General features: G+C 73.8%; 23 protein-coding genes. 15 read left to right on the top strand and 8 right to left on the bottom strand.

The annotated features are described in order from the left end of the window. Positions 1-14: 14 nt before the first annotated feature. Positions 15-713 (bottom strand): hypothetical protein, encoded by a 699-nt coding sequence (locus ACIHEI_RS29270; protein WP_387648515.1) that lies wholly within the window; start codon positions 711-713, stop codon positions 15-17. Positions 714-859: 146 nt separating this feature from the next. Beyond that, complete coding sequence (locus ACIHEI_RS29265) at positions 860-1,381, bottom strand: SPFH domain-containing protein (RefSeq protein ID WP_396608781.1); 522 nt, start codon at positions 1,379-1,381, stop codon at positions 860-862. A gap of 89 nt (positions 1,382-1,470) precedes the next feature. Between ACIHEI_RS29265 and ACIHEI_RS29260 the strand changes: the two genes are divergently transcribed. Beyond that, positions 1,471-1,812 (top strand): hypothetical protein, encoded by a 342-nt coding sequence (locus tag ACIHEI_RS29260; RefSeq protein ID WP_396608780.1) that lies wholly within the window; start codon positions 1,471-1,473, stop codon positions 1,810-1,812. Between the two features lie 217 nt (positions 1,813-2,029). On the opposite strand, the gene ACIHEI_RS29255 is transcribed toward ACIHEI_RS29260, so the two are convergent. The 4 genes from ACIHEI_RS29255 to ACIHEI_RS29240 form a co-directional block, all read right to left on the bottom strand. Next, positions 2,030-2,923, bottom strand: a complete 894-nt coding sequence (locus ACIHEI_RS29255; protein ID WP_396608779.1) for a DUF1963 domain-containing protein — start codon at positions 2,921-2,923, stop codon at positions 2,030-2,032. 67 nt (positions 2,924-2,990) lie between these two features. Continuing rightward, positions 2,991-4,064 (bottom strand): glycosyltransferase, encoded by a 1,074-nt coding sequence (locus tag ACIHEI_RS29250; RefSeq protein WP_396608778.1) that lies wholly within the window; start codon positions 4,062-4,064, stop codon positions 2,991-2,993. 10 nt (positions 4,065-4,074) lie between these two features. Further along, positions 4,075-4,260: a hypothetical protein gene (locus tag ACIHEI_RS29245; protein WP_396608777.1), complete on the bottom strand. Its 186-nt coding sequence runs from the start codon at positions 4,258-4,260 to the stop codon at positions 4,075-4,077. A 143-nt stretch (positions 4,261-4,403) separates the two neighbouring features. Continuing rightward, positions 4,404-4,877, bottom strand: coding sequence for a DIP1984 family protein (locus tag ACIHEI_RS29240; RefSeq protein ID WP_396608776.1), 474 nt, complete (start codon positions 4,875-4,877; stop codon positions 4,404-4,406). A gap of 40 nt (positions 4,878-4,917) precedes the next feature. Between ACIHEI_RS29240 and ACIHEI_RS29235 the strand changes: the two genes are divergently transcribed. From ACIHEI_RS29235 to ACIHEI_RS29180, 12 genes are all read left to right on the top strand, one after another. Next, entirely contained in the window at positions 4,918-5,130 is a 213-nt protein-coding gene (locus ACIHEI_RS29235) for a hypothetical protein (protein WP_392955039.1), read from the top strand. 81 nt (positions 5,131-5,211) lie between these two features. Further along, positions 5,212-6,345: a glycosyltransferase family 4 protein gene (locus ACIHEI_RS29230; protein WP_396608775.1), complete on the top strand. Its 1,134-nt coding sequence runs from the start codon at positions 5,212-5,214 to the stop codon at positions 6,343-6,345. A 259-nt stretch (positions 6,346-6,604) separates the two neighbouring features. Further along, complete coding sequence (locus ACIHEI_RS29225) at positions 6,605-8,479, top strand: AAA family ATPase (protein ID WP_396608774.1); 1,875 nt, start codon at positions 6,605-6,607, stop codon at positions 8,477-8,479. Beyond that, positions 8,476-9,561 carry a glycosyltransferase gene (locus ACIHEI_RS29220; protein ID WP_396608773.1) on the top strand — a complete coding sequence of 362 codons (1,086 nt, stop codon included), beginning with the start codon at positions 8,476-8,478 and terminating at the stop codon, positions 9,559-9,561. The genes ACIHEI_RS29225 and ACIHEI_RS29220 overlap by 4 nt, the downstream gene beginning before the upstream one ends. Before the next feature lie 22 nt (positions 9,562-9,583). Continuing rightward, the gene (locus ACIHEI_RS29215; protein WP_396608772.1) at positions 9,584-10,618 is read left to right on the top strand and encodes a GNAT family N-acetyltransferase; all 1,035 of its coding nucleotides are present in this window, start codon (positions 9,584-9,586) and stop codon (positions 10,616-10,618) included. Beyond that, positions 10,618-12,132, top strand: a complete 1,515-nt coding sequence (locus ACIHEI_RS29210) for a hypothetical protein (RefSeq protein WP_396608771.1) — start codon at positions 10,618-10,620, stop codon at positions 12,130-12,132. The genes ACIHEI_RS29215 and ACIHEI_RS29210 overlap by 1 nt, the downstream gene beginning before the upstream one ends. After that, a complete protein-coding gene (locus ACIHEI_RS29205) occupies positions 12,129-13,331 on the top strand; it encodes a DegT/DnrJ/EryC1/StrS family aminotransferase (protein WP_392955049.1) in 1,203 nt (400 codons plus the stop codon). Before ACIHEI_RS29210 ends, ACIHEI_RS29205 begins: the two co-directional genes overlap by 4 nt. A 151-nt stretch (positions 13,332-13,482) precedes the next feature. Beyond that, positions 13,483-13,935: a large conductance mechanosensitive channel protein MscL gene (mscL, locus tag ACIHEI_RS29200; RefSeq protein WP_396608770.1), complete on the top strand. Its 453-nt coding sequence runs from the start codon at positions 13,483-13,485 to the stop codon at positions 13,933-13,935. Between the two features lie 188 nt (positions 13,936-14,123). Further along, a complete protein-coding gene (locus tag ACIHEI_RS29195; protein WP_396608769.1) occupies positions 14,124-14,894 on the top strand; it encodes a hypothetical protein in 771 nt (256 codons plus the stop codon). Between the two features lie 166 nt (positions 14,895-15,060). Continuing rightward, entirely contained in the window at positions 15,061-15,705 is a 645-nt protein-coding gene (locus tag ACIHEI_RS29190; RefSeq protein ID WP_392955053.1) for a hypothetical protein, read from the top strand. 219 nt (positions 15,706-15,924) lie between these two features. After that, the gene (locus tag ACIHEI_RS29185; RefSeq protein ID WP_396608768.1) at positions 15,925-16,827 is read left to right on the top strand and encodes an MOSC domain-containing protein; all 903 of its coding nucleotides are present in this window, start codon (positions 15,925-15,927) and stop codon (positions 16,825-16,827) included. 131 nt (positions 16,828-16,958) lie between these two features. Then, positions 16,959-19,370 (top strand): right-handed parallel beta-helix repeat-containing protein, encoded by a 2,412-nt coding sequence (locus ACIHEI_RS29180; RefSeq protein ID WP_392955057.1) that lies wholly within the window; start codon positions 16,959-16,961, stop codon positions 19,368-19,370. 17 nt (positions 19,371-19,387) lie between these two features. On the opposite strand, the gene ACIHEI_RS29175 is transcribed toward ACIHEI_RS29180, so the two are convergent. After that, on the bottom strand, positions 19,388-20,107 hold the full coding sequence (locus tag ACIHEI_RS29175) for an SDR family oxidoreductase (protein WP_392955059.1): 720 nt from the start codon (positions 20,105-20,107) through the stop codon (positions 19,388-19,390). 100 nt (positions 20,108-20,207) lie between these two features. On the opposite strand from ACIHEI_RS29175, the gene ACIHEI_RS29170 reads away from it, so the two are divergent. Both ACIHEI_RS29170 and ACIHEI_RS29165 read left to right on the top strand, forming a co-directional pair. Beyond that, a complete protein-coding gene (locus tag ACIHEI_RS29170; RefSeq protein ID WP_396608767.1) occupies positions 20,208-21,104 on the top strand; it encodes a LysR substrate-binding domain-containing protein in 897 nt (298 codons plus the stop codon). 68 nt (positions 21,105-21,172) lie between these two features. Beyond that, positions 21,173-21,454: a hypothetical protein gene (locus ACIHEI_RS29165; protein WP_387648567.1), complete on the top strand. Its 282-nt coding sequence runs from the start codon at positions 21,173-21,175 to the stop codon at positions 21,452-21,454. Between the two features lie 25 nt (positions 21,455-21,479). On the opposite strand, the gene ACIHEI_RS29160 is transcribed toward ACIHEI_RS29165, so the two are convergent. Then, positions 21,480-23,813 (bottom strand): ATP-binding protein, encoded by a 2,334-nt coding sequence (locus tag ACIHEI_RS29160; protein WP_396608766.1) that lies wholly within the window; start codon positions 23,811-23,813, stop codon positions 21,480-21,482. Positions 23,814-24,314 lie beyond the last annotated feature (501 nt).

The following is a 24,314-nucleotide window of genomic DNA, read 5'->3' as shown; positions in this document are numbered from 1 at the left end:
CCGGCGGCCCCGGGTCACTTGCCGAGGGCGCGCAGCTGGGCCTTGGCGTCGGCCTCGGAGGTCTGCGGGACGCCGATCTGGACCTGGTCGGAGCCCTCCTCCTTCATCGGGCAGTACCGGGCGTCCTTGACCGGCATGGGGAGGCTGAGCACGCCCTCGTTGCGGACCAGCACCAACAGCGAGCCGGTGGTGCAGGACGCGTTCGGGGCGACGGGCGGCGAAGCGAGCCAGGTGACGGCCTGGTAGATCGGCACGTTGGGGTGCAGCACGGTGCCGTTGGCCTTGTCGGTGGCGAAGGTGCCGGAGCCGAGGACGCCGCTGGCGAGCTTCTGGAACTGCGCGGTGTGGTCGGTGCGCAGGTCGGGCTTGCCGTAGACGACGCACTCCGTGCCGGTGGTGTTGGTGAGCTTGATGACGCCGGTGATCCGCGGGTCGGCGCTCCGGTCGAGGGTCAGCTCCGCCTTGACGTCGCTCTCCTTCTCGGAGTTGCCGCAGATGCGGATGTCGGCGGCGGGCTTGGCGCCCGGGGCGGAGGACTTGCCGCCGGAGCCTTCGGTGGAGCCCGAGGCGGTGGCGGACGGCTGGCCGGCCGGGTTGCTCGCGGCGGAGCTGGTGGCGGGCGCCGGGTTGGCGGTGGTGTCCGGGTCACAGGCCGTCAGGGCGAGTACGGAGCAGGCCAACAGAGCGAGGGCGGCGGGCTTGTGAAGGTTCATCGGAGGCTCCTGTGGGGGCGTGGTGCGCGGTCCGCCGGTGGGCGGGCATGCGTCATCACGCGTCCGGTTGTCGGACGGTTCCTCCGGTTTCCGTCCGCTTACACCGCTGTTACACAGTGGCGCTTTCCGGCAGGGGTGAACTCCGCTCAGGGCAAGGTCGGTTCGGGTGCAGAAGGCTTCGCATGCGTGACACTTTTTACCTCGACGCGGTCCAGCTCCACGCCCCAGCCGGCCGCGGCGGGCCTGACCTCACGCAGCAGAGCGAGCCGCAGTTCCTCGCGCGCGGTGGACAGTTCGTCGAAGGTGCGCTGCTCGGCCTCGGTGCGCAGCACCACCAGCGCGAGGTGGCAGATCGCCACGCCGTGGTTCCGCACCTCGACGATCGCCGCCACCGGATCCGCCACCCGGAAGGTCAACGCCGCCTCGACGCGAGCCCGTTGGCCGTCCTTGGTCCGCCCCTGGAACGGCACCGCCACGCAGGTGTCGGACACATCGACGCGCTGCAACTGGTCGGCGAACGGCACCAGCAGAGTCAGCCCCGGCCGCAACGTCCGCTCACGCACCTTGCCGAGCCGGAACACCACCCCGCGCTCGTTCGCCCCCACCCGCTTCACACTCAGCCGCGCCAGCAGCATCACCACCAGCCCCGCGACGATCAGCCCCGCCATCGGATCCCTCCCCCGCCCTCGGCCTCTGCCCAGTATGGGCGGCGGGGCGGCGGTCGTCAGCGGTCGGTAGCGGTCGATAGTGTTCGGCCGTGAGCCTTGAGGAACTGCGCGGCCATGTCCACTGGTTGACGTCGATCGCCATTCGGACCGACCTGCGACCCAGCGAGGCTGTCATCGAACTGCGCTCCGAGAGCGCCCGTGCGACCTTGCGTCTGATGGGCATCGTGCACGCGAGAGCCGACCTGGGCGACCCGGACGGCGGCTTGGTGGACGAGGTCCTCGTCCGGGAACTGCCCCAGTACGGCCCATGGCCGCCCGAAGCCCGCCACCTCCTGCATCACCACAACAACCGCTGCGCGCTGCAGTGGCTGACCATCACCGGGCCGAGCGAGGAAGTGGAGATCCTCGCCGAGGAGTTCGGCGAACGCTAGGCCCTCCATCCTCGCCTGCTATCGACCCACGGCACCATCAGCACGAACCCCGGTGGCACGACGCGCTCCTGCAACCGGCCGCGCCGGAACATCAGGCCACGCTCGGCCGCGCGCACCCGCCGCACGCTCCCCCGCGCCACCGGCAGCACAGGAACGCCACCACGAGCCCCGGAAGCCACCGCAGCGGGGCCAACGCGTAGGCAGGTGCCGGGCGGGCCTACGCGCTGGCCCGGTGGGCGTACGGGCGGTCGGGGCAGTGCGGGCAGGCGAACAGGTGCAGGCTGCCCATGTCGCCGAGCATCAGATCGGCGGCGCTCTGGATCAACCGTCGTTCGTCGTAGGGCAGTTCCCAGACGGTTCCGGCGGCCGGGGTGTCCTCGACCGCGAGCCAGGTGCGCCAGCTCTCACCGTCGAACTCGGCGCTGCCGACGGACAGCAGGTGGTCCATCCGGCGCTCGCAGCTGGGGCAGTGCGGCCAGTCCGGGTCCTGGCTCCAAGTGGGGTAGCCGCCGGCCTTGGTCCCGTCAGGCACCGACAGGTGGTACTCGTACGACCAGCCTGTCTCCTCCTCGACCTGCTCGAACCGCTCCTCCAGTGCGTCGTGGAGGTGGTCCGGCAGGTCCCAGGAGGGGTACTCGGTGATGCGTTCGGGGTGCAGCACGCACGGGTCGGGCAGGTAGCTGTGGGGAGCGCCGTCGGGCCGGGGCGGGTCGGCGGGTTCGAGGTCGGCGCGTGAGCCGTCCCACCAGTACACCTGTGGCCGCGGCGCGTAGCCCTCCTCGTGGTCGAACGGGCACCACAGCACCTGGAGCACGTCGGTGCCGTCCGGGAACGGCAGTTCGGGCACGTCGGCGGCGAGCAGTTGCACCACCGGCACCAGCGGAACGGGCCCCGCACCGCGCGGCGGCGCGTACGCGGTACGCGGGTGCTGGTCCGTGCAGTGCGGCCACGGCTCGGCACGCGGCCACCGCACCGGGCCGCCCAGCGAACTCTCCCCCGGCCCGGGCTCCCCGCGCCTGGGATGCAGCCGCACGGCCTCTCGCCGCAGCGCCGCCACCTCGGGGAACAGCGCCTCGACGTCGAGCGGACGGGACGGGCTGGTGCGGACCATCGAACGTACTCCCTCCATCGGAATCCTGCCGGTCGGCAGCGTAGCCGCGGCCGGAGACACCCGATCGTCAGGCGCCGTCGGCGACTTGGCGCAGGAGGTGCTGCCAGCGGGTGGCGACGGCGGTGAGGTCGAAGTGGGTGAGGGCGTGTTCGCGGGCGGCCTGGCCGTACGGGGTGCGGTCGGTGGCGAGGAGGGTACGGAGGGCTTCGGCGGTGGCGGACGGGTCGTTCGGGGGTGTGAGCAGGCCGGTCCGGCCGTCGCGGACGATGTCGGAGACCCAGCCGACGTCGGTGGCGACGGCCGGGAGGGCGGCGAGGGCGGCTTCGATCAGGACGCCCGGGATGCCCTCGGAGTCGCTGGTGAGCAGCAGCAGGTCGGCGGCCCGGTAGAGCGGGGCGGGGTCGGCGAGCGGGCCGAGCAGGTGGGTACGGGGGCCGGCTTCGGCGGTGAGGCGTTCGCGGAGCGGGCCTTCGCCGGCGAGCGCGAGGTGGACGTCCTCGGGGAGTTGGGCGTGGGCGGCGAGGGCGAGGTCCGGACGCTTCTCCGGGCTGAGGGCGCCGACCCAGGCGATCAGCGGGCCGCCGGCGGGCAGCCCGAGGGCCTTGCGGGCGGCGGCCTTCTCGGCCGGGCCGGCCGGGGGCGAAAAGCGTTCGGCGGGACGGGCGTTGGGCAGTACGTGCAGTCGACGGGCGGGCAGCCGGAAGCGGGTGCGCAACAGCTCCACGGCGTGCGGGGAGATCGCGGCGACGGCGGAGGCCCGGTGCAGGAACGCGCCGACTCGCAGACGGCGGGCGGGAGTTGACGTCCAGTGCCGGGGGTCGCCGATGTTGACGTAGACGAACGGGGTGCGGGCGGCCAGCAGTCCGAGCGCACACGCCTGGAGCGTGGACGACCCGTGCGCCACCACCACGTCGGCCCGGCGGGCGGCCCGCCGCAGCGCACGCAAGGTGGCCGGGTGGTGGCGGGACGGCCCCAGCACGGCGACGGGGTCGGCGGGGCCGGCGTCCGGGTGCGGGTGCAGCGCGACCAACTCGGACGCCTGGCCGCGACGCACCAGTTCGGCATGCAGATCGCGGGCGAGACGCTGCGCGCCCCGGGCGCGCGGATCGGTGATCACGTGCAGAACGCGCGGCTCGGCCATGCGCCCGACCCTACCGAGACGCCTCGGGCCGGCGGGCCCGGTTCGGCCAACTGCGCGCCACCTGATGCGAGTTGGTCAGTGCGCGAGGGCCGTGCCACGGTGCGGCACGGCCCTCGTTCTGGGTGTGGGGCGCCCCGTTCCCGCCCTCGTCGTGGATCTGCACGGTGGTGGTGAGCTGTTCGGTGTGCTCTGTCACTTGTGCGCGTTGCTGAGCTGCGGTGTTGGTGAGGAATCGAACCCCTGCGCTGCTCTTCGCGCGCCAGGGCCGGATGAACCGCCGGCCGCGGTGTGTGCACGCCTCCACGACTACCTGCTTCCCACACCCGGTCTGTGGGGAGGTCAGTCCTCGATCAGGTCGATCTCCCAGTTGGTGCGCTGGATCAAGGTGTCCACCTCGCGGATCTCCTTGGCCAGCAGGTCTGCCTGGGCGCGGAGTTCGGCGACCGGGAGGGCGGACAGGATCCGGAGTTCGGACCGCAGCTGCCGGACGGCTCCGCGCTGGTCGCGGCCGGAGGCGGCGTCGGCGGCGGAGGTGAGGACCGAGTGGCGCAGGCGCAGGACGTCGCGGCGGGCGAGGGCGTCGGTGAGGGTGCCGCCGCCTTCAACGACCACGGTGGCGTTGGTGCGGTTGATCCGGCGGATCAGCAGCTCCAGTTCGGCCAGCACCTCTGCGGCCTGGGCCAGGATCTCGGCGGCGTTCTCGGCCGGCTCCTCGCCCTCCTGGTAGCGGGCGCTGCCGACGACTCGGGCCCGCAACTGCTCCACCTGCCGCACCGCAGCCGCGCGCTGTGCGAGCGCTTCAGCCAGTTTCACCGCACCATCACCTCTACGTACGAATGATCGTCCGGTAAGTATGCACACCAGCACGACGGCGCAGCTCGCGGGGGGCTCACACAGACCGGCCGTCGGCGAGCTCGCGCAGCGCCGGAAGGTTGCCGGCGAGGAACTCGTCCACCGGAACGCCGCCGCGTGGAGGCGCGAGCACGACACCCCGGAACAGGCCGGCCGCCTGCTCGACCTCGCCCTGACCGGCATGCTCACCACCGCCCCGCCGGCGGCCAGCTGACCGGTTTCGCGGACGCGGGCCCGGCTGGGCTGGGATGCTGAGCGGCGGTCAGGGGGTGGCCTTGGCGAGGGGGTTGCTGCGGTGCGCGTGGTGTACGTGATCGACAGTGTGAGCCGGGTGGGTGGCGCCGAGCAGGGCCTGGCGGCGATGGCCCCGTTGCTGGTACGGGCGGGCGTGGAGCTGCAGGTGGCGTTCCTGAAGGAGTCGCCGGGCGGGTTCCAGGCCGAGCTGCGGGCGGCGGGCGCCGAACCGGTGCCGGTGCTGCGCGGCTCGCGTCCGGCCCGACTGGCCGCGCTGCGCGCCGAGTTCCGCCGCCGCCGGCCGGACCTGGTGCACACCACGCTGTACGAGTCGGACGTGCTGGGCCGCCCGGCGGCGCTCGCGGCGCGGGTGCCGGTGGTCTCCAGCCTGGTGAACTCGGCGTACGGGCCGGAGCATCTGCGGGCCCGCGGTCTGAGCCCGTGGAAGGTGCGGGCCGCGCAGGGCGTGGACGCGCTGACCGCGCAGGGCGTGCGCCGCTTCCACGCGCTGACGGATCACGTCGCGGACGCGATGGCGGCCCGTCTGCTGGTGCCGCGCCGCCGGATCGACGTGGTGCCGCGCGGCCGCGACCCGCTGCTGCTCGGCTCGGTGACGCCGCAGCGCCGGGCCGCCACCAGGGCGGAGCTGGGGCTCGCCGAGGACGTCCCGGTGGTGCTGGCCGCGGCCCGGCAGCAGTACCAGAAGGGCCTGGACGTGCTGCTCTCCGCCTGGCCCGCGGTGCGCGCGGCACGCGCGGACGCGGTGCTGCTGCTGGCCGGCAGCCGGGGCGCCGAGACGGCCCGGCTGGAGGAGCTGGCCGCCCGGACGTCGGGGGTGCGGTTCCTGGGGCCGCGGGACGACGTGTTCGACCTGATGGCCGCGGCGGACGCGTGCGCGGTGCCCTCGCGCTGGGAGGGGCTGGGCAGCGCGGCAATGGAGGCGATGGGCGTCGGGGTGCCGCTGGTGTGCGCGGACGTCCCGGCGCTGCGCGAGACGGTCGGCTCGGAGGACTACGCGCTGCTGGTGCCCCCGCAGCGGCCCGGCGAGCTGGCGGCCGCGCTGCTGCGGACGCTGGACGGGCGCGGCGAGGCGCTGGTGCGGGCGAAGGCGGCCCGGGCGCGTTTCCTGACCAGGTTCACGCTCCAGCAGGTCTCCGCCCGGATGGTCGAGTTCTACGAACGCGCACTGACCTGACGCGGGGCGGACGGTTCGCTCCCCCACCAACCCTTCACCGAATCTGACGATTCGTCACCTCGCCTTCGGGCGTCCGGAATACGTCCACAGCTTGGCACCGGAATCGCCAAAGTGCTTGCGCCGCAGGTCCGGGCCGGGAAGCATCGTTCGCCAGGGGATGTGGTCTGGGGGGACCGTCCAACTGTGCGCGGCCGCAGCCGCATGGACCGCCCGTCGGGCGGGGGCGCGGGCGTCGGGACGAGGCGAGGGGAACCAACCGGTGGAACCGGCAAATCTGTTCACCGTTCTGCGGCGGTACTGGCGGCTGCTGGCCGGCTGTACGGTCGCCGCGCTGATCGTGGGATTCGTGCTGACGCCGACCGGTGACACGGTGGACAACGGCAAGTGGCAGTGCAAGGTGGCGATAACTCCCGTCGCGGGCGCGGCGGACACCGTCCGGGCCGACCAGGTGCTGTCGTACGCGCAGGGCTCGGCGGTGACCACGGCGGCGGCGCAGAAGCTGCACATCACGGACGTCGCGGGCCTGTCGGCGCGCCGTACGGTGGCGGCCGCGTCCACCCAGATGCTGGTGTTCACCACCACCGGCCCGACCCAGCAGTCCTGCGCGGACCTGGCGGCGGCGCTGTCGGAGGCCACCATCACCGGCTACGGCCAGGAGTCGAAGAAGAGCGCCGACGAGTCGATCAAGCGGCTGCGCGCCCAGGCCGATGCCCAGCAGCAGCAACTCGACGATCTGCAGAAGCAGTTCAGCCGTGCGAATGCGACCGATCAGGCCAAGCTTCAGCCGCAGCTGTCCACCGCGACGGCGGCGCTGACCAAGACCCTGGGCGCGATCGCCGACCTGCAGAACTACAGCCAGACCGACGCGATCCAGCAGTGGGGGTCGATCGACGCGAAGGAGCTCGGCGGCAACCTGCTGACCTCGCCGACCCGCAGCGTCCGCCTCGTCCTGGCGGTGGTGCTGGGCCTGGCGCTCGGCGTGGTGGCGGCGCTGATGCTGTCCCGGATGGACACCCGGCTGCGCACCCGCGACGGCGTCGAGGAGGCGTTCAACCTGCCGGTGATCGGCGAGATCCCCCGGCTGTCGCGGCGCCTGCGCCGGCTGCGCGAGCCGCTGGTGACGGCCCGCCCGGAGGATCCGGCGACCGAGGCGTACCGCTCGCTGCGCTCCACCCTGCTGCTGACCGGCCCGCGCGCGCTCTCGGTGCAGCTCGGCCAGGGCGGTCTGGACCCGGACGACCGGCGGGCCCGGCGGGCCACCGGCCCGGCGCCGGTGGTGCTGGTGATGTCGGGGCGCTCCGGGGACGGGCGGACCACCACGGTGGCCAACCTGGCGGCGACGCTCGCCGAGACCGGACGCCAAGTCCTGGTGCTGGACTGCGACTTCCGCCAGCCGGGCCTGCGCGGCCAGTTCGGGGTGGACGAGGGCCCCGGCATGGCCGAGCTGCTGTCGGGCGAGCAGCTGCCGAACCTGGTGGACCTGATCCGCCGCACCAACGTGTCGGGCGTGGCGCTGATCACCGGTGGCAACACCACCGCGTACCCGGCGGCGCTGGTGCTGCGCGCCGGGGAGGTGCTGGAGCTGGCCCGCCGGCACGCGGACGTGGTGCTGATCGACTCCTCGCCGCTGCTGCACGCCAACGACGCCTACGACCTGGTGCAGCACGCGGACACGGTGCTGGTGACGGTGATGGCGGGCAACGTCCGCCCGGAGGAGGCGGACCGGGTCTCCGAACTGCTGGCCCGCACCGGCGTGCCGGTGGCCGGCGTGGCACTGCTGGGCGCCGAGGGCACCACAGGGCGGCGCAAGCGCACCCCGAGGCCGGGCCGGCCCGCCACGAAGGCCGCGCCCGCCGAAAAGACCGCCGGGAAGGCCACTGGGAAGGCCGCAGCGAAGACCGCCCCGCCCGTCCCCGAGCAGCAGCGCCGCGCCGAGCCGCCGCCCCGGGTGGAGCCGCAGCGCCGCGCGGGCGAGCACCAGCGGCCCGCCGACCCGCGTCCGGGCGCGCCGGTGTACGGCGAGGGCCCGGACCGCCGGGACGGCGCGACGAGTTGGGGCCGCCGGCCGGCCGAACTGCCCCCGGAGGAGCCGGCGGAGACCACCCTGCAGCTGCGCCTGGGCGAGGAGCGGTGACGGGGCGGCCGGCCCGGGTGCTCTGGCTGGCCAAGGGCCTGGGCCGGGGCGGCGCGGAGCAGCTGCTGGTCAACTGCGCGCGCCACGCGGACCGTTCGCGCTACGCGATCGAGGTGGCGTACGTGCTGCCGCACAAGGACGCGCTGGTGCCCGCGCTGGCGGCGGCCGGCGTCCCGGTGCACTGCCTGGGCGCGGCGCCGGCCCGGCGCTGGCCGCTGCGGCTGCGGGCGCTGCTCGCGGAGCGCCGGTACGACCTGGTGCACACCCACATGCCGGTGCCGGCGGTCGCGGCCCGGCTGCTGCCGGGCCGCCGGAAGCTCGTCCACACCGAGCACAACCTGTGGGAGCGCTACCGGCTGCCGACCCGCTGGGCGAACGCGCTCACGTACGGGCGCAACGACGCGGTGATCGCCGTCTCGCACGCGGTGGCGGCGGGCATCGAGCGCCGACGCCCGGGCGACTGGCTGACGGTGGTGCACCACGGCCCGGACCTCGGCGACGCCCCGTCGGGCCCGGCCGCCCGCCGCGCGGCCCGGGCCGAACTCGGCCTGCCCGAGGACGCGTTGGTGATCGGCACGGTCGGCAACCTGACGGCGAAGAAGGACCAGGCCACACTGCTGGCCGCGTTCGCCCTGCTGCGCCGCGAGCACCCGAACTCCCGCCTGGTGCTGGTCGGTTCGGGCCCGCTGGAGGCGCAGCTGCGCGAACGGGCGGGCGAGGGCGTGCTGTTCGCGGGCTCCCGGGGGGACGTGCCGGCGCTGCTGCCGGGCTTGGACGTGTTCTGCCTGAGCTCGCGCCAGGAGGGCCTGCCGGTGGCGCTGATGGAGGCGATGACCAGCGGCCTGCCGTCGGTGGTGACCAGGGTCGGCGGCATGCCGGAGGTGCTGGACGACGGCGTCGAGGGCCGCCTGGTGCCGCCCGGCGACCCGGCCGAACTGGCCGCCGCGTTGGCCGAGTTGGCGGCCGATCCGGGGCTGCGGGCGCGAATGGGCGCAGCCGCCCGGGAGCGGTCGAAGTCCTTCGACGTGGCGGGCGCGCAGCGGGCGATCGAGCGGGTCTACGCACGGGTGCTGGCCCGCTGAGTCCGGAGGGGACGAGCACGACGTGAGCGGTGAACTGACGTACCGCGGGCTGGAGTCGGCGGATGTGCCGATGGTCCTGGAGCTGCTGACGGCTTCGCTGGCGGGCGGGCCGACGGGGCGGCGCAGCGCCGAGTTCTTCGACTGGAAGCACCGGGCGAACCCGTTCGGGTCGAGTCCGGGGCTGGTGGCCGTCGCACCGGACGGGCGGATCGTGGGCGTGCGGCTGTTCCTGCGCTGGTCGTGGCTGAGTGCGCGGGGCCGCGAGGTGGCGGCGGTGCGGCCGGTGGACACCGCGACCCATCCGGACTTCCAGAAGCGCGGGATCTTCCGCCGGCTGACCATGGAGCTGCTCGAACAGGTCGCCGGTGAGGCCGAGTTGGTGTTCAACACGCCGAACGGAAACAGTCTGCCGGGCTATCTGCGGATGGGCTGGCGGGAGCTGGGCCGGGTGCCGGTGGCGCTGCGGGTGGCCCGGCCGCTGTCGTTCGCCCGGGGCGCGCGGGCGGCGCTGGCCCGCCGCCCGGGCCCGTCGGGGCCGCCGCGCTGCGAACTGCCCACCGCCGCCGACTGGTTCGCTTTCCCGGACCCGCGGCTGCCGGAGCTGCTGGCGGAGCGGGAGCTGGCGGACGCCGCCGAGCCGCGGCTGCGCACGGCGCGCACCGCCCGGTACCTGGCCTGGCGGTACGGGGCCGCGCCGGGCCTGGACTACCGGGTGGTGACGGTGGAACGCGGCGGCGAGCTGGTCGGGCTGGCGTTCGGCCGGCCCCGGCGGCGCGGCCCGCTGGCCGAGTTCACCCTCGCCGAACTGATCGTCCGCCCCGGCGACCGGGCGGCGGCCGCCGGGCTGCTGCGCGCCGCCGCCGCGTCCGGCTGCGACCACGCGGCGACCCACCTGGCGCCGGGCACCGAGGCGGCGGAGGCGGGCCTGCGGGCGGGCTGCCTGACGGCGCCGCGCACCGGCATGGTGCTGGCCGCCCGCACCCCGACCGGGCCGCTGCCCGCCGAACGCGCCCTCGCCGACTGGCGGTTCAGCCTCGGCGACCTGGAGGTCTTCTGATGGCGACGGCCCCCGTCGGCCCTCCCCGGCCGCTCCTCCGGTTGCGCGAGGCGGTGCGGCGCGGTCGGCTCACGGCGCTCGCCTGGACGCTGGTGATGGGCTACGTGACGGTGTTCGTGCTGGCGATGGTGCACACCACGTACGACACCTGGGGGGCGCTGCTGGTCGCGCCGGCGCTGATGGCGATCGGCACCCCGATCCTGGCCCGGATCGCGGCGAACAACCCCGAACGCGGCGTCTTCAAGCTGCTGATCATCGCGATGGGCGCCAAGCTGGCCTGCGCGTTCCCGCGCTACCTGATGGCGTTCGTGCTGTACGGCGGCGCGGCGGACGCCAAGATGTACGACCAGAAGGGCTCGGACCTCGCCCAGTACCTGACCACCACCGACCTGCTCGGCGGGCTGCACTACGACCTGGGCATGAAGGTCGCGGGCACCGGCTTCGTCATCATCGTCACCGGGGTGGTCTACGGGATCACCGGCCCGACCCTGGTCGGCGGGTTCCTGGTGTTCTCCTGGCTGGGCTTCTGGGGGCTGCTGTTCTTCTGGCGGGCGTTGCAGATCGCCTTCCCGGAGGCCGATTCGCGGCGCTACGCGAAGCTGGTGTTCTTCCTGCCCTCGCTGCTGTTCTGGCCGTCCAGCATCGGCAAGGACGCCTGGATGATGTTCTGCCTGGGCCTGACCACGTACGGCGTGGCCCGGCTGCTGGACCGCCGCTTCGGCGCGTTCGTGTGCATAGCGGTGGGCTCGCTGGGCACCGCGATGGTCCGCCCGCACGTCACGGTGCTGGCGGGCGCCGGGCTCACCGTCGCGTACGTGCTGCGCAAGCGGCCGCAGCAGGTGTCCGCGCTGGGGCCGCTGCGCACGGTGCTGACGGTGGCGGTGCTGGGCGTCGGCGTGATGCTGATGCTGCAACAGGTGTCGACGTTCTTCGGCACCAGCGGCACCGGCGGGGACGCCGTCAACCAGGTGCTGTCGGAGACCTCGCGGCGCACCTCGCAGGGGTCCTCGGTGATCAACGCCGCGACGGCGGAGGACCCGGCGCCCGCGTTCAGCCTGAACCCGGCGCGGCTGCCGATGTCGGTGATCAGCGTGCTGTTCCGGCCGTTCCCGTTCGAGGCGTCGAACATCCAGAACCTGATCCAGTCGGTGGAGTGCTTCGCGCTTCTGGTGATGTTCGTCCGGGCCTGGCCGCAACTCGCCCGGATCCCGAAGCTGTTCGTCCAGCGCTCGTACGTCGCCTTCGCGGTGGTGTACACCCTGCTGTTCTGCTGGGCCTTCTCCACCATCAACAACATGGGCATCCTGTCCCGCGAGCGGGTGCAGGTGCTGCCGCTGGTCCTGGTGCTGCTGGCGATCCCCCGGCCGGCCGGCTCCGGCCGGGTGGCGCGCCGCCGCCGCCCGCCGGTGTGGCGGGTGCAGCCAGGCCAGTGGGGCGGCGGCCCGGGGCCCGAACCTCCGGTCGCCGTCGGCGCACCGGACCCGTACCGAACCCAGGGGGGATCGACCACATGACCACCGACCAACTGCGCCCCGCCGTCCTCGACGGTGCCCCGGCCTTCCCCGACGGCCTGCCGCTGACCCGCGTCCGGGTGCCCGACCGCGAACGGCTGCTCGGCAAGCTCGCCGAGGTGCTCGACTCGGGGATGCTCACCAACGGGCCCACCGTCCGCCAACTGGAGGAGCAGGCAGCCGAGTTGCTGGGCGTGCCGCACGTGGTGGCGGTGTCGAACTGCACGGCCGGCCTGATGCTCGTCCTGCAGGCCGCCGGGGTCGGCGGCCACCGCCCGGTACTGATGCCCGGCTTCACCTTCTCCGCCACCGCGCACGCCGCGCACTGGGCGGGCGGCACCCCGCTGTTCGCCGAGGCCCGCGAGCAGGACATCACCCTCGACCCGGCGGACGCCGAGGCACGGCTGAAGGCCGCCGACGCGCCCGCCGCGATGATGGCCACCCACGTGTACGGGACGCCCTGCCAGACCGAGGAGTTGCAACGGATCGCCGACACGGCCGGCGTCCCGCTGGTGTACGACGCCGCGCACGGCCTCGGCTCGGCCCGGCGCGGCGTGCCGGTCGGCAACTTCGGCCTGGCCGAGGTGTTCTCGATGAGCCCGACCAAGGTCGCGGTGGCCGGCGAGGGCGGCCTGGTCGCCACCCGCGACGCGGCACTCGCCGCCACCCTGCGCACCGCCCGCGACTACGGCAACCCCGGCGACTACGACACCCTGTTCCCCGGCCTGAACGCCCGGATGAGCGAACTGCACGCCGCCGTCGGCCTGACCTGGCTGGCCGGCCTGTCCGCCCGGGTCGCCCACCGCGGCACGCTGGTCGCCGAGTTCGCCCGCGCCACCGCCGGCCTGCCCGGCCTGCGGCTCGCCCTGCCGGAGGACGGCGACACCTCCACCTTCAAGGACCTCACGCTGATCCTCGACGCCGGTGCGTTCGGTTTGAACAGCCGTGAGCTGGCCGCCGCGCTGAAGGCCGAGGGCATCGACACCCGCCGCTACTTCCACCCGCCCGTCCACCGGCAGCGTGCCTACGCCCACCTCGGCCAGGCGGAGGAACTGCCGCGCACCGACCGGCTCGCCGACTCGGTGCTGACCGTCCCGCTGTGGTCGCACATGAACGCCGCCACCGTCCGCCGGGTCGCCGACGCGGTGGTGCGGGTGCGGTCCTTCGCACCGGAGGTCCGGGCGGCACTGGGCGACGTCTGAGCTCCGCCGTGCGGCGTCGGCGCATCGCCGCGCAGCGTCCGCGCATCGCCGTGCAACACCTGAGCGGGTCTCGCAATCCGGTTCGGCGGATTCGTCGGATCAGGTGAACTCGGTTGGACCGCCCGGAGGTTGGCCCGCCAGGATGACGGTCATGTTCAAGGGATTCCGCAGCTTCCTGCTGCGCGGCAACGTGGTCGACCTCGCGGTCGGCATCGTCATCGGCGCCGCGTTCACCGCCGTCGTCACCGGTTTCGTCGCAGCCTTCCTGACCCCGCTGGTCGGTGTCGCCTCCGGCGCGGTCGGCGACTTCAGCAAGGAGGCGTTCACCGTCGCCGACGTCACCTTCCCGTACGGCGCCTTCCTCCAGGCGATGATCAGCTTCGTGCTGGTCGCCGCCGTCATCTACTTCGCCGTCGTGCTGCCCGTCGCCAAGCTCCAGAACCGGTTCAACCCGGTCAAGGACGCCCCGGTGGCCAAGGCCGACTGCCCCGAGTGCCTCAGCACCGTCCCGGCCGCCGCCACCCGCTGCGCGCACTGCACCAGCGAACTGGCCGGCCGCCCGGGCTTCCCCGTCCAGGCCACCGCCGCGAAGGTCGCCCGCTGAGCCACGCACGCCCCCGCACACCCCCGCACCACCCGGCCCGGACGGCACACCCGCCGCCCGGGCCGAAGCCTGTCCGGAACCCGCCGCCCCGCCCCCTCGCCGTTTGACCGCACCGGCCCGGTGCCGATAGTGATCCCCGTCGTCCCCGTGACAGTCGGGGGCGTCAACCACCGTGCGGGGAGGGCTCGATGGGCACACTCGGCTGGCTGCTCGTGGTCGCGGCGGTGGCGGCCGCGGCCGTGCTGTGGCGCTGGCTCCAGTACCCGGGCGCGTGGCGCTACGCGTTCGAGGCGCGGTACGCCGACCACCGGCGTGATCTCGGCACCCACCGCAGCCATCTCTGCGCGGTCCGGCGCGCCTCCCGCCGCACCGTCTCCACCGCCCGCGACGGCGCCGCCCGGGCCGCCGCCGCGCACCGTTCCCGGGTCGTCGCGGCCCAGGCCGAGGTCGACCGGCTGCGCGACCCCGGCCGCGGCACCGAGGGCGAAACGCTCGGCTCGCTGCGCCTGTTCGAGCACAAGCTGGTGCTGACCACCAACGGCCGCGCCGCCGATCACGCGCTCGACGCCGTCCTGCTGCACGCCGACCACACGGCCGGCGCCAGCCACCTCCACCTGGTGCTCCCCGACGGCGCCCAACGCGAACTGCCGTTCGCACACAGCGAGTTCGCCGAGGAGAAGATCCGCGCCTTCGTCATCGCCGCACGCGACGGCGTGGCCCGCGCGAAGACCGCCCGGCTGGAACGCGAGGCGAAACTTCCCGCCGCCGAGGCCGCCCTGACCGAGGTCCGCGCCGACACCGCCGAGGTGGACCGGGCCCGCGAGCGGCTGGACGAGATCCGCGCCGAGCAGGACGCCGACCCCGCCATCGCCGAAGCCGAACAGGCATTCGAAGCCGCCTGCGGCCGCTGGCAGAAGCTCACCGGCACCCGACCCCTCCGCCCCCGCGCCGCCCGATGAGATCGCGCACGGACCATACGTCTGGGATGGCCGAAATGAGCCGAACCCGTTCGCCCGACTAGCTCCGGGATTGTCCGATTTCGGCTCGCGAAGAGTCCGTAAACATGTGAACTCCGGGCCCTCCCGCTCTCCTCAGCAGGCATGTTGTGGGCTTACGGTAGGCCCCATGACCTCGCCCCGCTCCTACGACGGAGTCGGCTACCCCTCTCCGTCCTTCTCCTCCTCCTCCGGCACGCCCATCTACGACAGCCTGGTCGCAGAGCGTGGCATCCCGCAGATCGCACCCATCAACGTGCCCCCGGCCAACGCGGCCCCCACTTGGTCCACCGCCTACGGCGCCGGCTTCACCGGCGGGCTCGGCGGCGGCTTCGACTCCCCCGCGTCGAACCTGCCCGCCCTGCCCCCGGCCCGCCTCGCTCTCGGCCCCGGCCCGAGCAGCAGCCCGGTGCCCGCCCCGCACATCCCGGTGCAGCCCGGGTACGCGGCCGCGCCCGTGCCGCCGCAGCCGTTCATGCCCAGCCAGCGCCCGGCCGCCCCGGCCTACCCGCAGCCGGCGCCGGCGAACACCTTCGCCACCGCGCCGCAGAGCTTCGCCCCCCAGCAGCAGTTCGGCGGCCAGGCCCAGCAGTTCGGCGGCGGCCAGCAGTTCGCCCCCTCGCAGTTCGGCAGCCAGCAGCAGTTCGGCGCCCAGCCGGTCGCCCAGCAGCAGAGCTTCGGCGACCAGTCGTTCGGCGGCAACACCCTGCGCCCGGCCCAGCCCAACCCGCCGCAGCAGTACCCCCAGTACCGCCAGTACCCCCAGGCAGGCTGACGGGCAACACCCCTCCCCACAGGGGCAAGGTCTCATAGCAAGTAGTTGCAAGTAGTTCTTACTGAATCCCCGCGCCCTCGAGGGCCGGACGAATCGCACTCGTTCCCCGCGTCCCGCCAGGGGCGCGGGGAACTGCGCGAAGGGGAACGGGAACGTCGGTGAGGTCCGTCCGACCGGCAGGCCCTCGCTCCCCGGACGGCCTCTGGCAGGATGGGCCGCATGCCAACCCTCGCGTCCCTCCACGTGTACCCCGTCAAGTCCATGTACCGCCTCAGCCCGGCCACCGCCGAGGTGCAGCCCTGGGGCCTGGCCGGTGACCGTCGCTGGATGCTCGTGGACGCGGAGGGTGTCGCCCTCACCCAGCGCGACGAGCCGTCGATCGGCCAGTTCCGCCCCGTCCCGTCCGCTGATGGCACGTCACTCACCCTGACCGCCCCGGACGGTGACGCCCACACCGTCCCCGCGCCGTCCCTCACCACGGGTGCCCCCGAGGCGACCGTCGAGGTCTTCGGCACCCGTTTCTCCGCCGCCACCGCCGCGAAGGAGACGTCCGCCTGGCTGGCCGAGCACCTGCCCGCGAAGCTCGGCGAGGTGCGGCTGGTGCACCTGGACCGCCCGGAGGTGTCCCGTCCGATCAACCCGAAGTACGCGGGGCCGGACGAGACGGTGTCAATGGCGGACGGCTACCCGCTGCTGCTGACCACCAGCGCCTCGCTGGCCGAGCTGAACGCCCGGATCGCCGAGGACCACCCGGGCGACGAACGGAAGGGCGCGGCGCTGCCGATGGAGCGGTTCCGGCCGAACCTGGTGGTGTCCGGCACCGAGCCGTGGGCGGAGGACGGCTGGCGCCGGGTCCGGGTCGGCGGCCTGGAGTTCCGGGTGGCGAAGCCCTGCGCCCGCTGCGTGGTGACCACCACCGACCAGGAGTCGGGTGAGCGTCGCGGCCCGGAGCCGCTGCGCGCGCTGGGCCGGCACCACCGGTTCGGCCAGAAGCTCGTGTTCGGACAGAACCTGATCCCGGTCCGTCCCACCCCCACCGCGGAGGTGCTGGGAACGCTGACGGTCGGCGACGAGGTGGAGGTCCTGGAGGCGGTGGAGGCCCCGCTGCCGGACCGCCGCTGACGGGCACCCGGAACCACCCCCCTGCTCATTCGTTGAACCGGGCGACGGCCCGGTCGGCCTCTCGCGCTACGGTGGGGGTGATCGCGCAGCGTCTCGCACGCACTCGACGAAGGCGGGGATGACAGATCGTCATGGGTGAGCTCAGGGTCCGGGTCACGCAGGACAGCGCCTCCCGGTGGCGGCGGCGCAGCGGGGAGTACGCGACGCTCCGCGAGGCCCTGGAAGTGGCCGAGCCGGGTGACACCCTGACGGTGCGGGCGGGGACCTTCCGCGAGGCGGTGCTGGTCGACAAGCCGGTGACGCTGGTCGCCGAGCATGGTCCCGGCAGTGTGCGGATCTCGCCGCCGGAGAGCGCGGTGCGCGGGGGCACGGCGTTGACGGTGACGGCGGGCGCGACGATCCGCGGCCTGACCATCGAGGGTTCCGACCGTTCGATCCCGGCGGTGCTGCTGGCCCGCGCGGACGGCGCGGTGCTGGCGGACTGCCGGATCGAGACGTCCTCCGCGGTGGGCGTGGAGCTCGCCGACGGCGCCCGCGCGCAGTTGGTCAACTGCACGGTGGAGAACCCGTCCGGTCTGGGTGTCCGGCTGCGTGCGCAGGCCGATGCGGAGTTGGTGGACTGCGAGATCTCGGCGGCGGGCCAGAGCGGTCTGGCGGTGCTGTCCGGTTCTAAGCTGCGCGCGGAGCGGCTACGGGTGCACCACACGGGCGGCGCGGGTGTGCTGCTGGCCGACCCGGGGTCGCTGGCGGAGCTGATCGGCTGCCAGGTGTACGAGGTGCGCGGTTCGGGCGTGCAGGCCGAGGCGCAGGCGGTGGGGCGGCTGACGGACTGCACGGTGCAGCGGGTGTCCGGCAACGGGCTGAGCCTGGACACCGGTGCGGAGCTGGAGCTGACGTCCTGCCGGGTGCACGAGGTGCCGGAGAACGCGGCGGACCTGCGCGGCGGCGCCAAGCTGACGTTGCGGCAGGTGACGGTGCACGCGTTCGGCCGGGGCGCGCTGTCGGTGTGGGACGGCGGGACGAAGGTGTTCGCGGAGAGCAGCCGCTTCCACTCCGCGCAGGGCGACTACCCGGCGCTGTGGGTGAGCGACGGCGCGGCCCTGGAGCTCGCCGACTGTTCCCTCGACGATCTGCCGGACGCGCTGTTCGTCCTCGACCAGGGTTCGTCCGCCTCGGCCCGCGACTGCTCGTTCACGGCGATCCGCTCCTCGGCGGTCTCGGTCTCGGGCGGGGCGAGCGCGGACCTGTCGGGCTGCCGGATCCAGGGCGCGGGCACCGGCCTGTGGTTCCGCGACCACGGCTCGGGCGGCCTGCTGACGGACTGCGAGATCGCGGACGTCGCCACCGGTGTGATCGTCACCAAGGGCGCGGACCCGGTGCTGCGCGAGTGCACGGTGCGCGGCGCGAGCGAGGCCGGGGTGTACGTGTCGGCGCAGGGGCGCGGCGAGTTCGACACCGTGCGGGTGTCGCAGGGCGGCGGGTTCGGCTTCCACGTGATCGACGGCTGCCGGACGAAGCTGGTGCGCTGCCGGGCGGAACGCAACGACCGGGCCGGCTTCGAGTTCTCCGAGCCCGGCCCGATCGCCGAGGGCTGCACCTCGGACGACGCCGCGCCACTGCCCGCCCCGCGCCCCGCCGAGCCGGCCGCTCCCCCGCTGGCGACGCTGGCGCCCGCCGTCCTGACCTCGTCTTCGTCCGTTGGCCCCGCCCTCGCCGTGATCGCCCCTATCCCGGACTGCCGCCCGGCCGAGGAGGCGCTGGCCGAACTGGACTCCCTGGTCGGCCTGGCGACGGTCAAGCAGGAGGTGCGGACCCTGATCGACATGATCTCGGTCGGCCGGGCCCGGCAGCGCGCGGGCCTGAAGGCCCCGTCGCCGCGCCGGCACCTGGTCTTCACGGGCTCCCCCGGCACCGGCAAGACCACCGTCGCCCGCCTGTACGGCGAGATCCTGGCATCACTCGGCGTCCTCCAGCGCGGCCACCTGGTGGAGGTGGCCCGCCTCGACCTGGTCGGCGAGCACATCGGCTCCACCGCGATCCGCACGGCCGCCGCGTTCGACAAGGCGCGCGGCGGGGTGCTGTTCATCGACGAGGCGTACGCGCTGGCCCCCGAGGACGGCGGGCGGGACTTCGGCCGGGAGGCGATCGACACCCTGGTGAAGCTGATGGAGGACCACCGCGACGAGGTGGTGATCATCGTGGCGGGCTACACCGCCGAGATGGAGCGCTTCCTCGCCGCCAACCCCGGTCTCTCCTCCCGTTTCTCCCGCACCGTCACCTTCCCCGACTACACCGCCGACGAGCTCCTCGACATCGCCCGCGCCCAGGCCACCGAGCACGAGTACCACCTCGACGCGGCCACCGAGGCCGCCCTGCACGCCCACTTCACCACCCTCGACCGCGGCGTCGGTTTCGGCAACGGCCGCACCGCCCGCCAGGTCTTCGAGAGCATGATCGAACGCCACGCCTCCCGGGTCGCCCACCTCACCGACCCCACCACCGAGGACCTGCAACTCCTGGTCCCCGCCGACCTCCCGTCCTGAGTTCTCCGCCCAGGCGTTCAGACCAGCCGGCCGCCGCCGTCCACGTGCAGGACGGTGCCGGTGACGTACGGGCTGTCGATGGCGTACAGCACGGCCTTGACCAGGTCCTCCGGGGTGCCGACCCGGCGGGCCGGGTTACGGGTGGCGACTCCCTTCAGAAACTCCTCCTTCCCCGCCCCGAGACCGTCCCAGGAGCCGCTGTCGACGATGCCCGGCGAGACGGCGTTCACCCGCACCGGGGCGAGCTCCACCGCGAGGGCCTGCACCAGGAACGCCAGCGCCCCGTTGGTGGTGGCCATCACCGTCCGGGCGGGCGCGGGACGCCAGGCGGCGACACCGGAGAAGAACGTCATCGACCCGTCCTCGGCGAACTGCCCCGCCAGGTGCTTGGCCAGCAGCATCGGACCGATCACCTTCGCGTCGAACGCCCGCCGGATGTCCGCGAGTTCGAGCTCTTCGAGCGGCCCGTTGGCGGGCATCGCGGCCGTGGACACCAGGTGGTCGACCCGCCCGGCCCGGGCCGCCAGCGCCTCGATCGACGCCTCGTCCGCCAGATCGACGGGCACCACCGTGGACGGGCCGGCCAGCTCGCCCGCCGTCCACTCCAGCTTCCGCGGATCGGGCCCGGCGAGCACGAGTTCCGCCCCGGCGGCGGAGGCGGCGTGCGCGAGCAGCCGGCCGGTGCGCGAACCAGCACCGACCACGACGACGCGACGACCAGTAAGACCTTCAGACATGTGCGGAGCTCCTATCAGCTCGATCGGGACTCCTTCACCCTCCCGGACCTGCGCCGATAGGTCCAAGGCTTGTTCTTCACCCCACCCATAAACTGCGTGCATGGCAGCAACGCTCCGGCAGCTCGAATACCTGGTCACTGTGGTCGACACCGGCTCCTTCACCCGGGCCGCCGAACACCTCCACGTCACCCAGCCCGCCCTCTCCCACCAGATCCGGGCCCTGGAATCCGCCCTCGGCGGCCCCCTCCTCGAACGACTCCCGCGCGCCGTCCGCCCCACCCCGCTCGGCCGGGCCGTCCTGCCGCACGCCCGCGCCGTCCTCGCCGACGCCCAGCGCCTGCACGCCGCGGCCCGCCGCACCGCCGGCCTGGAGGACGGCGAACTCGAGGTCGCCACCGTCCACTCGATCGCCCTCGGCATCCTCCCGCCGGTCCTGCGCGCCTGGCGCCGCCGGCACCCCACCGTCCGCATCCGCCTGCGCGAATACCCGCACGCCGACCTGCTGCGCGCCGCGATGGCCGCCGGCGGCGCGGACCTCGCCATCGGCCCGGTACCCACCGACTGGGACGGCCCCGTACGGGAGTTGGGCATCGAGGAGTTCGCCCTCGTCCTCCCCACCGACGACCCGCTCGCCAACCCCCCGGACGGCACCCTCCCCCTCGCCGCCCTCGCCGACCGCGCCTGGGTCCACTACGCCCCCGGCCACGGCCTCGCCGAACTCCTCGACCAGTCCTGCGCCCGCGCCGGCTTCCTCCCCCACCCCGCCGTCCGCACCGAACAGACCGCCGCCGCCCCCATGCTCGCCGCCGCCGGCCTCGGCCCCGCCCTCGTCCCCGCCACCATCCTCCCCCCCACCCTCGACGCCGCCATCCTCCGCCCCCACCCCCCGATCCACCGCCCCCTGGCCGCCTACACCCGCACCCGCCCCGACCGCCTCACCACCACCTTCACCGAAACCCTGGCCACCCACGTCGGCCTGGCACCGCGCCCGGCATGATTGCTGTCACCTCCCGGACGCACCGACGCAACGGGCAGGCGACGAACGCGGCTTCGGAAGGATGCGGAATGAGCAACCTGGGCAAATATCAGGACATCGTGATGGAGGCGAAGCGCGCGGGCGGCGTCGACAAGTTGATCGAGATCATCGAGAAGAACGCTGCCGGCAAGAGCCACGCGAAGGGCGTCAAAGACGGCGCCGTCGGCACCGTGGCAGTGGCCGTCCTGATAGCCGGCGGAGCCGTCGCCAAGCGCGCCTGGAACCGCCGGAAGACCCGCCAGGCCGAAGAGGCCAAGGCACAACTGCGGACCATCGCCGAGTCCGGCTCACCTGACGGCTCCGGTCAGTAGAACCACTGACCCACCGGACCGGCCCTCAGCTCGCGAGGACGCGTTCGATCCGCTCCCGCTGCCGTACCGCTCGCGGGTCGCGGTAGCCGGCCAGCAGGGCGAGCGCGGCGGTCCAGTGGCGGCGGGCGGCTTCCGTGTCGAGGCCGTGCAGGGCGTGGGCCAGTCCGTCGAGGCTGAGGGCTTCGTGCCAGGGGTCGCCGAGTTCGTGGTGGGTGGTGGCGGCGCGGCGGAAGAAGGCGGCGGCCTCGTCGGGGCGGTCGAGGTGGAGGTGGGTCTGTCCGGCGCCGTGCCAGGCGAGGGCCTCACGGCTCCGGTCGCCGAGACGGCGGTACAGGACGGCGGAGCGGTGGTAGGAGTCGAGCGCTTCGGCGTACTGGCCGACGGCCTGTTGGCTGTCGCCGAGGGTGATCAGCCAGAACGCCTCCAGCCGGTGGTTGCGCAGGGCGAGTGCGATCTCGACCGCATCCTGAGCCGCCGCCAACCCGCCGACCAGATCGCCCTGTTCGCGCAGGATCTCGCCGAGCAGGCGCAGGGCGTTTCCCTCCGCGCGTCGGTCGCCCGAGGCGCGGTGTGCGGCGAGGGCCTGTTCGGCGGCGGCCCGGGCCGGTTCGGGCCGCCCGGCGTGGTGGTGGGTGCCGGCCAGGTTGGCGAGGGCGGTTGTCTCCCAGTGGGTCTCGCCGAGCTGCCGGAACGTGGCGATGGCCTGGTCGAAGTGGGCGGCTGCTTCGTCGAGTTGACGCCGCCGCAGGTGGCCCAGGCCGAGCAGGTTCAGCGCATGGGCCTCGTTGCCGCGGTCGCCGAGCTCGCGGAAGAGCGCGAGGGCGTCCCGGTGGTGCGCCTCGGCGGCGTCGAGGCGGTTGACCCGGGTGTGGGCTATCCCGAGGTCGATGAGCAGCAGGGCCTTCGCGGACCGGTCCTGCAACCGGTCGGCCGCTGCCAGGCCGAGGCGGCCGGCCGGAATCCAGTCAGCACCCGGCGCGGAGGGGGCGGGCGCGTTGAAGAGTGCGGCGGCCAACTGCCAGGTCGGGCGGTCGAGTCCGGCCGCGGCAGCGGCGCCGACGGCGTGCAGGAGGTTGGTCCGGTCCCGCTCGGCCCAATCGGCGGCGGCGTTGTGGTCGGCGAAGGTCAGCGGCTGCACACCGTCCGCCGGCGGATCGAGCGGGAGCCGGGCCTCGGCCGGGCTCAGCCACTGCTGGGCGGCGTCGGCGGTGTGCAGGTACCAGTCGAGCACCCGCCGGAGCGCGTCCTGTCGCTGCGCGGGCGACTCCTCCTGCTGGGCCTGGTCGGTGGCGTAGGCGCGCAGCAGGTCGTGGAACTGGTACCGGTCGGGGGCGGTCTGTTCGACGAGGTGCGCGCCGACCAGGGTGTCCAGGAGCTGCCGGGCCCGAGCGGTGGTCAGTTCGGCCAGCGCGGCGGCGGCGTGCAGCCCGAACTCCGGCCCGGGGTGCAGGCCCAGCCGCCGGAACAGCCGGGCAGCCGGCTCGGGCAGGGCGCGGTAGGACCAGGCGAAGACAGTGCGGACGGCGTCGCTCTCCTCCTCGTCGCCGACGCTCAGGACGTCCCACAGCGCGGATTCGTCCCGCAGGTCGGCGATCAGGTCGTCCAGCCCCAGATGCGGCAGGCTGGCGGCGCGTTCGGCCGCGATCCGCAGGGCGAGCGGGAGTTGGGCGCACAGCCGGGCGAGTTCGGCGAGTTCGGCGGGGTCGTCCGCCGGCCTGTGGTCGGCGGTGACGGCACGCAGCAACGCGACGGCCTCAGGCTCGGGGAGGGTGCCCAGGGTGAGGCGGCGCGCACCGTCGCGCACGGCGAGTCCGGACAGTCGGCTGCGGCTGGTGACGATCACCAGACAGCCCGCGCTGCCGGGCAGCAACGGCCGGACCTGGGCGACGGTGGCGGCATTGTCCAGCACCACCAGTACCTGGCGGTCGGCCAGCAGGGACCGGTAGAGCGCGGCAGCGGCGTCCTGGTCCGGCGGGACGGACGCGGCGGGAACACCGAGCGAGACCAGGAACCGGTCCAGCGCCTCGCGGGCGGTGACGGGCCGCCCGGGGTCGTAGCCGCGCAGGTTGACGTACAGCTGCCCGTCCGGGAACCGGTCCCGCGCCCGGTGCGCCCAGCGCAGCGCGAGCGAGGTCTTCCCGGCCCCGGCGGTACCCGCGATGACACACACCGGTGCGTCGTGGCCGTCCAGCACCGCGTCCAGCTCGCGCAGCTCCTCCGTCCGGTTGACGAATCCCCGGACGTCCGCCGGGAGTTGGCGTGGCGTGGGGGCAACGCCCTCGGGCTCCGGAAGGCCGTGCAGGTGGATACCGCCACTCACCGCCCCCGCCTGGACGGCCTGATGCGCGGTCCCGGACAACTCCTCGGCGCGAATCTCGCCGCTGCTGTGCGTGTCGATCGTCTACTCCTCTTCCACAGGGGTGATGCAGGAGTGTCAGTTCCCGGGGCGAACCCAGGACCCCACGTCCCAGGGCGGTGGAGCCGTGAAGGAACCCCTCCCAGGCGCCGCTGCCTTCCGAATCGGCGTGTCGGATCGCGCCGTTCGGACCGTCGGCCGCCCTCGCCCCGGCACAACGTGCGGCCGCCAGGTACAACGATCTCGGACACCGGACCGGGCACCTCAATTCGGCCAACCCTTCGGCGTGACCGCTGCACACCAGCTCCCGCCACCCGAACGCGCGTCCGCAGTGCGTTCAACTCCTCGTTCGTATAGCCGGTGAGCAGGCGCAACGCACGGCCACCCGGGCTCAGTGGCACGATCCGCGATCCGCGCCCTCCCGGATGCTCGCCTCCAACGTGCCGAGGGCAGCGCGCCCCAGCTCAGACTGTTCCGCTACTCGAAGTGCTGGCCGCGTTCGCG

It is taken from the genome of Kitasatospora sp. NPDC051984 (assembly GCF_044593455.1).
Classification (GTDB): domain Bacteria; phylum Actinomycetota; class Actinomycetes; order Streptomycetales; family Streptomycetaceae; genus Kitasatospora.
The sequence above is the reverse complement of the archived record's forward strand: the minus strand, read 5'-3'. Positions and strand labels throughout refer to the sequence as shown.

Excerpts from the sequence above, each read along its gene's own strand:
- ACIHEI_RS29270 (WP_387648515.1), bottom strand. The coding sequence starts at position 713 with ATGAACCTTCACAAGCCCGCCGCCCTCGCTCTGTTGGCCTGCTCCGTA.
- ACIHEI_RS29265 (WP_396608781.1), bottom strand. The coding sequence starts at position 1,381 with ATGGCGGGGCTGATCGTCGCGGGGCTGGTGGTGATGCTGCTGGCGCGG.
- ACIHEI_RS29255 (WP_396608779.1), bottom strand. The coding sequence starts at position 2,923 with ATGGTCCGCACCAGCCCGTCCCGTCCGCTCGACGTCGAGGCGCTGTTC.
- ACIHEI_RS29250 (WP_396608778.1), bottom strand. The coding sequence starts at position 4,064 with ATGGCCGAGCCGCGCGTTCTGCACGTGATCACCGATCCGCGCGCCCGG.
- ACIHEI_RS29235 (WP_392955039.1), top strand. The coding sequence starts at position 4,918 with ATGCACACCAGCACGACGGCGCAGCTCGCGGGGGGCTCACACAGACCG.
- ACIHEI_RS29210 (WP_396608771.1), top strand. The coding sequence starts at position 10,618 with ATGGCGACGGCCCCCGTCGGCCCTCCCCGGCCGCTCCTCCGGTTGCGC.
- ACIHEI_RS29205 (WP_392955049.1), top strand. The coding sequence starts at position 12,129 with ATGACCACCGACCAACTGCGCCCCGCCGTCCTCGACGGTGCCCCGGCC.
- mscL (WP_396608770.1), top strand. The coding sequence starts at position 13,483 with ATGTTCAAGGGATTCCGCAGCTTCCTGCTGCGCGGCAACGTGGTCGAC.
- ACIHEI_RS29195 (WP_396608769.1), top strand. The coding sequence starts at position 14,124 with ATGGGCACACTCGGCTGGCTGCTCGTGGTCGCGGCGGTGGCGGCCGCG.
- ACIHEI_RS29190 (WP_392955053.1), top strand. The coding sequence starts at position 15,061 with ATGACCTCGCCCCGCTCCTACGACGGAGTCGGCTACCCCTCTCCGTCC.
- ACIHEI_RS29185 (WP_396608768.1), top strand. The coding sequence starts at position 15,925 with ATGCCAACCCTCGCGTCCCTCCACGTGTACCCCGTCAAGTCCATGTAC.
- ACIHEI_RS29180 (WP_392955057.1), top strand. The coding sequence starts at position 16,959 with ATGGGTGAGCTCAGGGTCCGGGTCACGCAGGACAGCGCCTCCCGGTGG.
- ACIHEI_RS29175 (WP_392955059.1), bottom strand. The coding sequence starts at position 20,107 with ATGTCTGAAGGTCTTACTGGTCGTCGCGTCGTCGTGGTCGGTGCTGGT.
- ACIHEI_RS29170 (WP_396608767.1), top strand. The coding sequence starts at position 20,208 with ATGGCAGCAACGCTCCGGCAGCTCGAATACCTGGTCACTGTGGTCGAC.
- ACIHEI_RS29165 (WP_387648567.1), top strand. The coding sequence starts at position 21,173 with ATGAGCAACCTGGGCAAATATCAGGACATCGTGATGGAGGCGAAGCGC.